Source organism: Roseomonas sp. TS2 (assembly GCF_058833935.1).
In genome coordinates, this window is sequence record NZ_JCACVY010000144.1 from 1 (window position 1) to 11,580 (window position 11,580).

The 11,580-nt window shown below is 74.0% G+C and carries 14 protein-coding genes; 9 read left to right on the top strand and 5 right to left on the bottom strand.

The annotated features are described in order from the left end of the window. Nucleotides 1-5 precede the first annotated feature (5 nt). The 4 genes from ACZJYS_RS18330 to ACZJYS_RS18345 are packed head-to-tail and all read right to left on the bottom strand — an operon-like array spanning nucleotide 6 to nucleotide 2,304. Nucleotides 6-530 (bottom strand): chromate transporter, encoded by a 525-nt coding sequence (locus ACZJYS_RS18330; protein WP_219929743.1) that lies wholly within the window; start codon nucleotides 528-530, stop codon nucleotides 6-8. Beyond that, on the bottom strand, nucleotides 530-1,114 hold the full coding sequence (locus ACZJYS_RS18335; RefSeq protein WP_493179855.1) for a chromate transporter: 585 nt from the start codon (nucleotides 1,112-1,114) through the stop codon (nucleotides 530-532). Before ACZJYS_RS18335 ends, ACZJYS_RS18330 begins: the two co-directional genes overlap by 1 nt. 46 nt (nucleotides 1,115-1,160) lie before the next feature. Next, nucleotides 1,161-1,763 (bottom strand): thiamine pyrophosphate-dependent enzyme, encoded by a 603-nt coding sequence (locus tag ACZJYS_RS18340; protein WP_181378144.1) that lies wholly within the window; start codon nucleotides 1,761-1,763, stop codon nucleotides 1,161-1,163. 4 nt (nucleotides 1,764-1,767) lie between these two features. Next, on the bottom strand, nucleotides 1,768-2,304 hold the full coding sequence (locus ACZJYS_RS18345) for a thiamine pyrophosphate-binding protein (protein WP_109517434.1): 537 nt from the start codon (nucleotides 2,302-2,304) through the stop codon (nucleotides 1,768-1,770). Between the two features lie 189 nt (nucleotides 2,305-2,493). Between ACZJYS_RS18345 and ACZJYS_RS18350 the strand changes: the two genes are divergently transcribed. Then, entirely contained in the window at nucleotides 2,494-3,537 is a 1,044-nt protein-coding gene (locus tag ACZJYS_RS18350; RefSeq protein WP_493179856.1) for an L-idonate 5-dehydrogenase, read from the top strand. Nucleotides 3,538-3,546: 9 nt separating this feature from the next. Here the strand turns inward: ACZJYS_RS18350 and ACZJYS_RS18355 are convergent, their stop codons facing one another. Continuing rightward, entirely contained in the window at nucleotides 3,547-4,482 is a 936-nt protein-coding gene (locus ACZJYS_RS18355) for a LysR family transcriptional regulator (RefSeq protein WP_493179857.1), read from the bottom strand. Nucleotides 4,483-4,677: 195 nt separating this feature from the next. Between ACZJYS_RS18355 and ACZJYS_RS18360 the strand changes: the two genes are divergently transcribed. The 8 genes from ACZJYS_RS18360 to ACZJYS_RS18395 all read left to right on the top strand — a co-directional run. Then, nucleotides 4,678-5,709 carry an ABC transporter substrate-binding protein gene (locus tag ACZJYS_RS18360; RefSeq protein ID WP_493179858.1) on the top strand — a complete coding sequence of 344 codons (1,032 nt, stop codon included), beginning with the start codon at nucleotides 4,678-4,680 and terminating at the stop codon, nucleotides 5,707-5,709. A gap of 2 nt (nucleotides 5,710-5,711) precedes the next feature. Further along, entirely contained in the window at nucleotides 5,712-6,767 is a 1,056-nt protein-coding gene (locus ACZJYS_RS18365; protein WP_219929741.1) for an ABC transporter ATP-binding protein, read from the top strand. After that, entirely contained in the window at nucleotides 6,764-7,687 is a 924-nt protein-coding gene (locus ACZJYS_RS18370; RefSeq protein ID WP_493179859.1) for an ABC transporter permease, read from the top strand. The genes ACZJYS_RS18365 and ACZJYS_RS18370 overlap by 4 nt, the downstream gene beginning before the upstream one ends. Continuing rightward, entirely contained in the window at nucleotides 7,687-8,487 is an 801-nt protein-coding gene (locus tag ACZJYS_RS18375) for an ABC transporter permease (RefSeq protein WP_493179860.1), read from the top strand. The genes ACZJYS_RS18370 and ACZJYS_RS18375 overlap by 1 nt, the downstream gene beginning before the upstream one ends. Beyond that, on the top strand, nucleotides 8,484-9,605 hold the full coding sequence (locus ACZJYS_RS18380) for an NAD(P)/FAD-dependent oxidoreductase (RefSeq protein ID WP_493179861.1): 1,122 nt from the start codon (nucleotides 8,484-8,486) through the stop codon (nucleotides 9,603-9,605). Before ACZJYS_RS18375 ends, ACZJYS_RS18380 begins: the two co-directional genes overlap by 4 nt. After that, nucleotides 9,586-9,885 (top strand): (2Fe-2S)-binding protein, encoded by a 300-nt coding sequence (locus ACZJYS_RS18385; RefSeq protein WP_379652198.1) that lies wholly within the window; start codon nucleotides 9,586-9,588, stop codon nucleotides 9,883-9,885. The genes ACZJYS_RS18380 and ACZJYS_RS18385 overlap by 20 nt, the downstream gene beginning before the upstream one ends. Continuing rightward, the gene (locus ACZJYS_RS18390) at nucleotides 9,885-11,273 is read left to right on the top strand and encodes an FAD-dependent oxidoreductase (RefSeq protein ID WP_493179862.1); all 1,389 of its coding nucleotides are present in this window, start codon (nucleotides 9,885-9,887) and stop codon (nucleotides 11,271-11,273) included. The genes ACZJYS_RS18385 and ACZJYS_RS18390 overlap by 1 nt, the downstream gene beginning before the upstream one ends. Then, the coding region (locus tag ACZJYS_RS18395) for a hypothetical protein (protein ID WP_493179863.1) at nucleotides 11,270-11,580 on the top strand (311 nt) is incomplete at its 3' end. The genes ACZJYS_RS18390 and ACZJYS_RS18395, both read left to right, overlap by 4 nt.

Here is an 11,580-nt window from a genome sequence, read left to right on the forward strand (position 1 = left end):
GCCCTTCAGCCGCCGGCGCCCGCCAGGCCGGCCACCGCGCCCGCCGCCAGCAGCCAGAGCGGGTGCAGCCGCGTCAGCAGCGACAGCGCAGCCACCCCCGCCGTGACGCCGAGCAGCCCCGCCGTGCGGCCCGTGGCGCCGCTGATCAGCACCGCGCTCGCCGAGACCAGCCCCACCGTCAGCGGCACCAGCCCGGCCTGCACCACGCGGCGCCAGGGGCGGTCCTTGAAGCGCCGCCACAGCCCCACCACCACCCCCGTCAGCACCGAGCAGGGGCCGAACTTGGCCAGCGCCGAGACCAGCAGCCCCGGCAGGCCCGCCACATGCCAGCCCACCAGCGGCACCACCATCATGTTCGGTCCCGGCGCCGCCTGGGCAAGCGCGAAGAGGGCGCCGAACTCCTGCGCCGACATCCAGCGGTGCACCTCCACCACCTGCCGCTGCATCTCCGGCAGGATGGTGTTGCCTCCGCCGAAGGCCAGCAGGGAGAGCTGCGCGAAGATGATGGCCAGCGCGGCCAGCGTGCCCATCACCGCCCGCGCCGCCCGCAGAGCAGGATGCTGGCCGGCGCCAGCACCATCAGGCTGGGCAGCAGCGGCCAGCGCGCCACGGCGATGGCGATGAGCGTGGCGGCCACCACCAGCAGCGCCCGCCCGTTGCGGCGCAGCGGCGCCAGCATCTTCAGCGCCGTCGCCACCAGCAGGCCGGCGGCGGCGGCGGCGAGGCCCGCGAACATGTGCTGCAGCGTCGGGTCGTCGCGGAAGCGGTCATAGACCACGCCCAGCCCGATGACGACGGCGGTCGGGCCCAGCACCAGCCCCAGCAGCGCCGAGGCCGCGCCCGCCGCGCCGCGGAACTCCATCCCCACCGCCACGGAGAGGTTGATGACGTTGCCGCCGGGCAGGAACTGGCAGAGCCCCAGCAGCTCGGTGAAGGATTCGGCGGAGAGCCAGCGCCGCTCCTCCACCAGCATGCGGCGCGCCATCGGCAGCACGCCGCCGAAGCCGATCAGCCCGAGGCCGAGGAAGCCCAGGAACAGCGCCCCGCACGAGGGCGCCGGGGCAAGGGCCGCCCCGGGCGGCGGCGGGGTGGCGGCCTCGGCCGAGGCCGTCATGCCTGCTGGCGGCGCGGCCGGGTGGAGCGGGGTGCCACCCACGCGCTCAGGCGAGATGCGCCTGCGGGCCCAGGATCGCCTCGCGCATGCGCGCCTGCAGATAGGCGCCCTCGCGCGGCGGCAGCACCAGCTTCAGCGCGTCGGCCTTGATCTTGACCTGGGCGAAGAGCGGGCCGGAGGCCTCGTGGATCGCCGCGCGCAGCGGCGCCACCTCCGCCTCATCCCGCACCGCATGGACGCGCGGAATGCCGGCACCGCGCGCCATGGCCGCCAGATCCACCCCCGCCCCGGTGTGGGTGCGCTGCATGCCGGTCTCGCCATAGTGCTCGTTGTCCAGCACCACGATGGAGAGGTTGGGCGGCCGCGCCACGGCGATGGTGGCGAGCGTGCCGAGCCCCATCAGCATCTCGCCATCGCCGGTGATGACCAGCACCGGGCGGCGCGGCTGCGCCAGCGCCAGCCCCAGCCCGATGCTGGCGGCCGAGCCCATGCCGCCCCAGAGCGGCAGGTTGCGCGGGTGGTCGCCCGCCGCCGTGATGTCCCAGGCGGGCGCGCCCAGCCCGGCGATCACCGCCAGTTCCCCCCGCTCGGCCAGCAGGGCGTTGACGACGGCGCGGCGGTCCAGCGTGCCGGAGGATATCATCGCCATGGGCTCACTCCTTGCCGAAGGTCTTGGCGCCGAGCACCCGCTGGCCGATCAGCGTCGCGGTGGGGCGGAAGGTGTTGAAGGCCATGCGCAGCGTGGCGTCCACGGTGGGCACCACGTCCTCCCTGTGGTCGGCACGGCGCACCAGCGTGCCCATGGCCTCCAGCACGGTCTGGGTGGCGTTGCCCATCGGCACCTGGGCCGGGTTGAACTCGCCGAAATCGCCGCGCATCGTCACGATCATCGGCATCGGCGTGCGGTGCAGCGTGGCGAGCGAGAGCATGTTGATGCAGTTGCCCACGCCCGAGCTCTGCATCAGCAGCACGCCGCGCTCGCCGCCGAGCCAGGCGCCCAGCATCAGCCCGATGCCCTCCTCCTCGGTGGTGAGGACGACGGCCTTGATGTCCGGGTCCTCCTCGCAGCGGCGGATCAGGTGCGAGTGCCCGGCATCCGGCACGAAGGCGACCTGCCGGATGCCGTGGGATTTGAGCAGGGCGAACAGCGCACCGGGCCATTCCTCCGTCGCGGCCGGAGCCACGTCCATGCCATGTGCGTCCACCATGTCCTCCCATTGTCCGGTGCGGGGCGGCCTTGTGCGGTGCCGCTTCCCGCCGCCCGCCACTCTCGGCCCCGAGGGAATTGTCTGTCAATCCGCCCCCCCGCGCGGCAAGGCCTCCGCGCGGCGTGAAAGCGGCTATGCTGGGCCGCAGGGAAGAACATCCGGGGAGGAACCATGCCCACCGAATCCATGGCCGCCGTCATCCACGCGCCGCACGACCTGCGGGTCGAGCCGGTGGAGACGCCCGCCCCCGGCCCCGGCGAGGTGCTGGTGCGCATCCAGGCGGGCGGCATCTGCGGCTCGGACCTGCACTACCACCAGCATGGCGGCTTCGGCGCGGTGCGGCTGCGCCAGCCGATGGTGCTGGGGCACGAGATCGCCGGCGAGGTGGCGGAGACCGGCCCGGGGGTGACGCGGGTGAAGCCCGGCGACGCCGTCGCGGTGAATCCGAGCCGCCCCTGCGGCGCCTGCCGCTACTGCCGCGAGGGCGCCGCGCATCACTGCCTGGAGATGCGCTTCCTCGGCAGCGCCATGCGGATGCCGCATGTCGATGGCGGCTTCCGCGAGCATCTGGTCTGCACCGAGGCGCAGGCGGTGCCGCTGCCGCCCGGGCTCCCGGTGCAGCGCGCCGCCTTCGCCGAGCCGCTCGCCGTCTGCCTGCACGCGGCGCGGCAGGCGGGGCCGCTGCTCGGCCGGCGGGTGCTGGTGACGGGGGCCGGCCCGATCGGCGCGCTGACCATCCTGGTGGCGCGGCTGGCCGGCGCGCGCGAGGTGGTGGCGACCGACATCGCCGAGGCGCCGCTCCGCCTCGCCACGCGCCTCGGCGCCGACCATGCGCTGAACACGCGTGAGGCGCCGGAGGCGCTGGCGCCCTACGGGCGGGAGAAGGGCCATTTCGACGTGGTGTTCGAGGCCTCGGGCGCGGCGGCGGCGCTGCCGGCGGCGCTGATGGCGGCACGCCCCGGCGCCACGCTGGTCCAGCTCGGCATCGGCGGCGAGGTGCCACTGCCGGTGAGCCTGGTGGTGGCCAAGGAGATCACCCTGCGCGGCACCTTCCGCTTCCTGGAGGAGTTCGAGCAGGCGGTGGAGGTGCTGGCGCGCGGCGCCATCGACGTGATGCCGCTGCTGACGGCCACCTTTCCCCTGGCCGAGGCGCCGCGCGCCTTCGCCGCGGCGGCCGACCGCGCGCGGAACGTGAAGGTGCAGCTGGCGCTCTGAGCGCCGCCCTCAGCCGCCGCGCGGGCGGGCGCGCATCCCCCCCGCCGGCCGCACGCCGAGCGGCGCCAGCGCGGCCGTGACCTGCTGCAGGAAGCGCCGCGCCAGCAGCGGCAGCGGCCGCCCCGGCGGCGCCAGGACATGGATGTGGAACACCGTGCCCGGTACCAGCCGCACCGGATGGGCCGTGCCGGCGAAGCCGCTCGCCGTCACCGGGTCGGTCACCGCGAAGCCGAGGCCGGCGGCGACCATGGCGCAGGCGGCCTGGGCGTTCTGCGTCTCCGCCGCCATCAGGCGGGAGACGCCGTGCCGCTCGAACAGCTCGTCCGCCAGGTGGCGCAGCCGGTACTGGCCGCCGAGCGAGATGCAGGGTTCCCCTTCCAGGTCGCGCGGTGCCACCTCGCCGCGCCCGGCGAGCGGGTGGCCGGGCGGCAGCAGCACCATGGCGGGCAGCCGGTAGGGCGGCGCGGCGTGCAGCGCCGGCATCGCCGGCACCGGCAGGGCGAAGCCGAGATCGGCACCGCCCCGCCGCACCATCTCCACCACCTCGTGCGAGCTGTTCACCGTGAGCGCCACGCGCGGCCGGCCGCTGCCCTGCGCGAAGCGGGCGAGCTGCGACGGGATCAGCGCGGCGCCGAACAGCGGCAGGCAGGCCACGCGCAGCTCGCCCACGCCGGTGGTGCGCATGTCGCTGGCCAGCTGGTCCACCCGCCTTGCGGCGGCGAACAGCGCCTCCACCTCCGCCTCGAAGCGCCGCGCCTCCGGCGTGGGGGAGAGGCGGCGCCGGCTGCGGTCGAACAGGGCAAGCCCCGTCTCCTCCTCCAGCGCCCGCAGCAGCTTGGTGACGGCGGGCTGCGAGAGCGACAGCAACTCCGCCGCCGCGCCCACGGAGCCGGCCCGCAGCATGGCGCGGAAGGCTTCGAGCTGGCGGAGACGGGCCGGCGTCATGGGCGGGAGTTTCGCTACTTCCAGGAATGGAACCGCGAGCATTATGTATTTGCCGCGTGGAGGCAACGGGTGCCAGCCTTCCCGCACAGGCCGGGACGGCGCCTGAATGGCACATCACCCTTTTGGCCGCGACCAGCCGCGGCCCAGATGCCACGCGCCGACTTCCCGGTTCAGGAGAGGCAAAGGAACGGGACCATGAAAAGACTGCTTCTGGCGGCGACGTCGATGCTCGCCCTCGCCACGGGCCAGGCGATGGCGCAGCAGCGCCTCGTCGTCGCCGCCTATGGCGGCAGCTACGAGAAGGTGATGCGGGAGCAGGTGATCCCGCCCTTCGAGCGCGCCAACAATGTGCGCGTCGATTATCTCACCGGCAACTCCACCGACACGCTGGCGAAAGTGCAGGCGCAGAAGGGGAACCAGCAGATCGGCGTCATCGTCGTCGATGACGGACCGATGTTCCAGGCGATCGGCCTCGGCTTCTGCCAGAAGGTGACGGACCGCGCGGCGGTGGATGCGCTCTACCCCATCGCCGTGCTGGGCGATGGCGCGGCGCTCGGCACCGGCTTCGGCTACACCGGCCTCGCCTACAACGAGAAGCTCTTCCGCGAGCGGAACCTGCCGGTGCCGACGAGCTGGAACGACCTGACGCGCGCCGACCTCAAGGGCCGCATCTCCATCCCCGGCATCGACAACACCTATGGCGTGCACACCGTCGCCATGATGGCGCGGATCAATGGCGGCTCGGAGCGGGAGCCCGGCCCCGGCTTCCGCGCCATGCGGGAGAAGGTGAACCCCAACGTGCTCGCCTATGAGAGCAGCCCGGGCAAGATGAGCGAGATGTTCACCTCGGGCGAGATCTGGATGGCGGTGTGGGGCTCCTCCCGCGCGCGGGCCATGCAGGTGGCGGGCTTCCCGATGGGCTTCGTGGCCCCCAAGGAGGGGGGCGTGGCGCTGATGACGGCGACCTGCGCGGTGGAGGGCAACCCGGCGCCGGAGCTGGCGCAGAAATTCGTGGCGCACCTGGTCTCGCCGGATGTGCAGGCCGCCTTCTCGAAGGAATACGGCTCCGGCCCCACCAACCGGAACACCCAGCTGCCGCCCGAGGTGGCGCGGCACGTCATCTATGGCGAGGAGCAGGTGAAGACGCTGATCGGGCTGGACTGGAGCGTGATCAACCCCGCCCGCCAGGAATGGACGCGCCGCTGGCAGCGCGAGGTGGAGCGCTGAGCATGGCCGGGGGGGATGCCTTCCTGGTCCTGGACGGGGTGGGCAAGAGCTATGGCCCCGTCCAGGCGGTGCGCGGCATCTCCCTGCGCGTGGCGCAGGGGGAGTTCCTCGGGCTGCTCGGGCCGTCCGGCTGCGGCAAGACCACGACGCTGCAGATGATCGCCGGCTTCGAGGCGCCGACCGAGGGCGCCATCCGCCTCGCGGGGCAGGACCTCGCAGCGGTGCCGGCCAGCCGGCGCAACATCGGGCTGGTGTTCCAGTCCTACGCGCTGTTCCCGCACATGACGGCGGCGGAGAACGTGGCCTTCGGCCTGGAGATGCGCCGCGTGCCGAAGCCCGAGCGCGCGGCGCGCGTGGCCCGCGCGCTGGACCTCGTGCATCTCTCGCACTTGGCGGACCGCTTCCCGCGCGCCATGTCGGGCGGGCAGCAGCAGCGCGTGGCGCTGGCCCGCGCCCTTGTCATCGAGCCGCGCCTGCTGCTGCTGGACGAGCCGCTCTCCAACCTCGACGCCAAGCTGCGCGAGGAGATGCAGGTGGAGTTGCGCGAGCTGCAACGGCGCGTCGGCGTCACCACCATCCTCGTCACCCACGACCAGCAGGAGGCGATGGCGCTGTGCGACCGCGTGGCGGTGATGCAGGGCGGCCGCATCGTGCAGATCGACGCGCCCTGGCGCGCCTATGACGCGCCGGCCGATGCCTTCGTGGCCGACTTCCTCGGCCGCAGCAACCGCATCGTGGCGCGCGCGGCGGGCGGCGTGGCGGAGGCCGCCGGGCACCGCTTCGCCCTGCCGGAGACGCTCGCGGCGCTCTCGGGCGAGGTGGCGCTGGCCATCCGGCCGGAGCGGCTGATGCTGCGCCCGCAGGGGAGCGCGGGCCTGCCGGGGCAGGTGCATTCGCGCGTCTTCCTCGGCGGCTTCTGGCTCTACCGCGTGGCGACGCCGGCGGGCGACATGCTCGTCACCGCGCAGAACACCGGCGCGCCGGCGGCCGAGGAGGGCGCCCCCGTGGCGCTGGCCTGGGAGCCGCACAGCCTGCGGATGACGGAGGCCGCGGCATGAGCGCGGCTCTGCCCGGGGAAGCCCTCGCCCCGCCCGCGGCGACGCCGGCGCGGCGCGCGCGCTTCCGCCTGCCCGCGCCCTTCCTGCTCTCGCTGCCGGCGCTGCTGGCGCTGGGCGGCGCGCTGCTGCTGCCGCTGCTCGGCGTCGCGGCGCTGAGCTTCCAGGGCTTCGACTTCGACACAGGCATCACCCCCGGCTGGAGCCTCGCCAACTATGCCGAGCTGGCGCGGGATTCTCTGTTCCACGAGGCGCTGGCCCGCACCTTCCGCATCGCGCTCATCGTCACGGCGCTCTGCGTTCTGCTCGGCGTGCCGGAGGCCTGGATCATCCACCGCATGGCGCCGCGCTGGCGCGGGCTGATGCTGCTCGTCGTCGTCGGGCCGCTGCTGGTCTCGGTGGTGGTGCGCACCTTCGGCTGGATGGTGCTGCTCGGCACCAACGGGCTGCTGAACCAGGCGATGCTGGCGCTCGGCATCCCCGGCGCGCCCTTCCGCATGATGTTCACCGAGTTCGCCATCATCCTCGGCCTCGTGCACGTCATGGTGCCGCTGGTGGTGCTCTCGGTCTGGGCCAGCCTCGGGCGGCTGGACCCGGCGCTGCTGCGGGCCGCCGAGAGCCTCGGTGCCAGCAAGGCCGCCGCCTTCCGCCGCGTGGTGCTGCCCAACATCATGCCCGGCATGCTGGGCGGCGCGCTGATGGTGTTCTGCCTCTCCGCCTCGGCCTTCGCCACCCCCGCCATGCTGGGCGGCAAGCGGCTGAAGGTGGTGGCCAGCATGACCTACACGGAGTTCCTCAACACGCTGAACTGGCCGCTCGGCGCCGCCATCGCCGTGCTGCTGCTGCTGGCCATCCTCGCCGCCACCCTGCTCTGGACACGGCTGGTCGAGCGCCCTGCCCTGCGCCGCCTGGGTGCCGCGTGATGGGCCGCAACAATGCCCTGGCGCTGGGCTTCCACGCGCTCTTCGTCACCTTCATCCTGGCGCCGCTCCTGGTGGTGTTCCTTGTCTCCCTCACCAACAAGGGCTTCCTCGCCATGCCGTGGGAGGGCGCCTCGCTGCGCTGGTGGTGGGCGATCCTGGACAACCCGCGCTTCCTGGAGAGCTTCTGGGTCAGCGTGAAGCTCGCCTTTGTCGCCGCCACCCTGGCGGCGATGGTGGCGGTGCCCGCGGCCATCGCCATCGTGCGGATGCGCTTCCTGGGGCGGGATTCGCTGATGGCGCTGCTCGCCTCGCCGCTGATGGTGCCGCATGTGGTGCTGGGCGTCGCGCTGCTGCGCTTCTTCTCGGGCCTCGGGCTGGTGGGCAGCTTCGGCGCGCTGGTGGCCGCGCATCTGGTGGTGGTGGTGCCCTACATGGCGCGCCTCGTCGCCGCCGCGCTCACCGGGCTCGACCCGCGCATCGAACGCGCAGCGGAGAATCTCGGCGCCGGGCGCCTCACCGTGTTTCGCCGCATCACCCTGCCGCTGATCGCCCCCGGCATCGCCGGCGGCTGGACGCTCGCCTTCATCACCAGCTTCGACGAGCTGACGGTGAGCCTGTTCCTCGCCTCGCCGTCCGAGACGCCGTTGCCGGTGCGCCTCTTCACCTATATCGACCAGATGACGGACCCGCTGGTCGCCTCCGTCTCCGCCGCGCTGATCCTGGTGACGGCGCTGGTGCTGGTGGTGCTGGACCGCTTCTATCCCATCGACCGGCTGCTGACCGGAGAACGCCGCGCATGAACAGTGAGAACCACGACGCCCTGGTGGTGGGCGGCGGCCTGGTGGGCGCCGCCATCGCCTATGGCCTGCAACGCCAGGGGCTGCGCACCCTGCTGCTGGACGAGGGCGATGTCGCCTTCCGCGCCAGCCGCGGCAATTTCGGCCTGGTCTGGGTGCAGTCCAAGGGACTCGGCGCGCCGCACTACCAGCGCTGGACGCGCGGCTCGGCCGAGGAATGGCCCTCCCTCGCCGCCGAGTTGCAGGAGCGGACGGGCATCGGCACCGGGCTGCACCAGCCGGGCGGCGTGCATATCTGCCTCTCCGGGGAGGAGTTCGAGAAGCGCGGCGACTACATGGCCCGCCTGCAGCGCGAGGCCGGCAATCTCGGCATGGAATACCGCATGATCCCGGGCGCCGAGGCGCGGGACATGCTGCCCGGCCTCGGCCCGAAGGTGGCCGGCGTGAGCTGGACGCCCTATGACGGCCATGCCAGCCCGCTCTATTTGCTGCGGGCGCTGCACACCGCCTTCATCGGCCTCGGCGGCCGCTACCAGCCCAATGCGCGGGTCGAGCGCAGCACGGCGGCGCCGCAGGATTTCAGCGTCGAGGCCGGCGGCATCCGGCACCGCGCGCCGCGCATCGTGCTGGCGGCGGGCCTCGGCAATGCCGATCTGGCGCCGCGCTTCGGCCTCTCCGCCCCCGTGCGGCCGGAGCGGGGGCAGATCCTCGTCACCGAGCGCACGCGGCAGGTGCTGCCCATGCCCACCACCACCATCCGCCAGACGGAGGAAGGCTCCCTCATGCTGGGCGACAGCAAGGAGGATGCCGGCTTCGACCTCGGCCAGAACACCGAGATCATGCGGCAGATCGCCCGCCGCGCCGTGCTCTCCTTTCCCTGGATCGCCGAGCTGAACCTCGTTCGCGCCTGGTCCGCGCTGCGCGTGATGGCGCCGGACGGGCTGCCCATCTACGACCAGTCGGAGCGCTTCCCCGGCGCCTTCACCGCCAACTGCCATTCCGGCGTGACGCTGGCCGGCACCCACGCCAACCGCCTGGCGCCGATGATCGCCGCCGGCGCCCTGGAGCCCGAGATGGCCCCCTTCACAGCGAGACGCTTCGATGTTCGCCACGCGGCCTGAAATCCGCCCCGCCACGGTGGAGGTGCTGGTGGATGGCCAGCCCTGCCGGGTGCCGGAAGGCGCCTCCGCCGCCGCCGCCCTGCTGCTGGCCGGCCTGCCCGCCAGCCGCGAGACGCCGGTGAGCGGCGCCCCCCGCCTGCCCTACTGCATGATGGGCGTGTGCTTCGACTGCCTCGCCGAGATCGACGGCGTGGCCAACCGGCAGGCCTGCATGGTCACGGTGCGGCCGGGCATGCGCATCGCCCCGCAGCGCGGTGCGCGGATGGCGGGGGTGGCCTGATGGAATACGATCTCGCCATCCTCGGCGCCGGCCCGGCCGGCATGAGCGCGGCGCTGGAGGCGGCCGGGCTCGGCCTCTCCGTGCTGGTGCTGGACGAGCAGCCCGCCCCCGGCGGGCAGATCTTCCGCGGCGTGGAGCGCGCCGCCGCCGACCCCGCCCTGGCCGGCGAGTACGCCGCGGCCGGGGCGGAACTCGCCCGCCGCTTCCGCGCCATGCCGGGCATCGACTACCGGCCGGAGACGCAGGTCTGGCACATCGACGCCGAGGCCGGGCTGCTCTCGCTGCGCGGTCCTGAAGGCGCCCCACGGGGTGGTGGCACCGCCCGCGCCGCGCGCATCCTGCTGGCCACCGGCGCGCAGGAGCGGCCGGTGCCCATCCCCGGCTGGACCCTGCCCGGCGTGATGAGCGCGGGGGCCGCGCAGATCCTGCTCAAGCAGGCGGGCGCGGTGCCGAAGGGGCGGCTGGTGCTCGCCGGACAGGGGCCGCTGCTCTGGCTGCTGGCGGCGCAGCTCGCCCGTGCCGGCAAGGCCCCGGCCCTGCTGCTGGAGACGACGCCGCGCGGCGCGCTGCGCCATGCATTGCGCCAGGGCGGGCTGTGGCAGGGCCGCGCCATGCTGGCCAAGGGCGCCGCGCTGGTGTGGGAGGCCCGCCGCGCCGGCATGAAAATCGTCTCCGGCGTGCGCGGCCTGCGCGCCGAGGGCGAGGGCAGCCTGCGCCGCGTCGCCTGGGAAGGCGGCGGCACGGAATGCGACACGCTGCTGCTGCATGAGGGCGTCATCCCCGCCACCCATATCTCCCGCGCCCTGGGGCTGGCGCATGAATGGGACGCGGCGCAGCGCTGCTGGCGGCCGGTGCTGGATGCCTGGGGCGCCAGCAGCGCGCCGCACATCGCCATCGCCGGCGATGGCGCCGGCATCGGCGGCTGGCAGGCGGCGGCGGAGGCCGGCAGCCTCGCCGCGCTGGATGCCGCCCACCGCGCCGGCAAGCTGGACGCCGGCGCGCGTGACCGCCGCGCCGCGCCGCACCGGGCGGCGCTGGCCGAGGCCCTGGCGCTGCGCCCCTTCCTCGATGCGCTCTACGCCCCGGCGCCCGAGGTGCTGGCGCCGCGCGACGACGCCACCATCGTCTGCCGCTGCGAGGAGATCACCGCCGGGCAGGTGCGGCAGGCGGCGCGGCTCGGCGCCACGGGGCCGAACCAGGTGAAGGCCTATCTGCGCGCCGGCATGGGGCCGTGCCAGGGGCGGATGTGCGGCACCACCGTCGCCGCGCTGATCGCCGAGACGCGCGGCGCCTCGATGGAGGAGACCGGCGTGCTGCGCCCCCGCGCCCCCTACAAGCCCATCACCGTGGGCGAGCTGGCCGACCTGCCGGAGGAGGAGTTGGCGTGAGCGTGATCATCATCGGCGGCGGCCCGGCCGGGCGCGCGGCGCTCGCCCTGCTGCCGGGGGCGCGGCTGGTGGCGCGGCCTGCGGCCACCGCCTGGCACGCCACGCCGGGCCGGCTCTGGGTGGAGGATGCGTCTGGCGTGCATGCCCTGCCCTTCACCCGCCTCCTCCTCTGCGCCGACGAGCCGCTGCTGCTGCTGGCCCTGGGCTGCGCCTTCGCCCATGGCCGCCCGGTGGTGGACGGGCGCGGCGAGACCTCGGTGCCCGGCATCTTCGCCGCCGGCGCCATTCTCGGCGCGGCGACGCCCGA

Coding starts and splice junctions, on each gene's coding strand:
- ACZJYS_RS18330 (WP_219929743.1), bottom strand. CDS start 530: ATGGGCACGCTGGCCGCGCTGGCCATCATCTTCGCGCAGCTCTCCCTG.
- ACZJYS_RS18335 (WP_493179855.1), bottom strand. CDS start 1,114: ATGACGGCCTCGGCCGAGGCCGCCACCCCGCCGCCGCCCGGGGCGGCC.
- ACZJYS_RS18340 (WP_181378144.1), bottom strand. CDS start 1,763: ATGGCGATGATATCCTCCGGCACGCTGGACCGCCGCGCCGTCGTCAAC.
- ACZJYS_RS18345 (WP_109517434.1), bottom strand. CDS start 2,304: ATGGACGTGGCTCCGGCCGCGACGGAGGAATGGCCCGGTGCGCTGTTC.
- ACZJYS_RS18350 (WP_493179856.1), top strand. CDS start 2,494: ATGCCCACCGAATCCATGGCCGCCGTCATCCACGCGCCGCACGACCTG.
- ACZJYS_RS18355 (WP_493179857.1), bottom strand. CDS start 4,482: ATGACGCCGGCCCGTCTCCGCCAGCTCGAAGCCTTCCGCGCCATGCTG.
- ACZJYS_RS18360 (WP_493179858.1), top strand. CDS start 4,678: ATGAAAAGACTGCTTCTGGCGGCGACGTCGATGCTCGCCCTCGCCACG.
- ACZJYS_RS18365 (WP_219929741.1), top strand. CDS start 5,712: ATGGCCGGGGGGGATGCCTTCCTGGTCCTGGACGGGGTGGGCAAGAGC.
- ACZJYS_RS18370 (WP_493179859.1), top strand. CDS start 6,764: ATGAGCGCGGCTCTGCCCGGGGAAGCCCTCGCCCCGCCCGCGGCGACG.
- ACZJYS_RS18375 (WP_493179860.1), top strand. CDS start 7,687: ATGGGCCGCAACAATGCCCTGGCGCTGGGCTTCCACGCGCTCTTCGTC.
- ACZJYS_RS18380 (WP_493179861.1), top strand. CDS start 8,484: ATGAACAGTGAGAACCACGACGCCCTGGTGGTGGGCGGCGGCCTGGTG.
- ACZJYS_RS18385 (WP_379652198.1), top strand. CDS start 9,586: ATGTTCGCCACGCGGCCTGAAATCCGCCCCGCCACGGTGGAGGTGCTG.
- ACZJYS_RS18390 (WP_493179862.1), top strand. CDS start 9,885: ATGGAATACGATCTCGCCATCCTCGGCGCCGGCCCGGCCGGCATGAGC.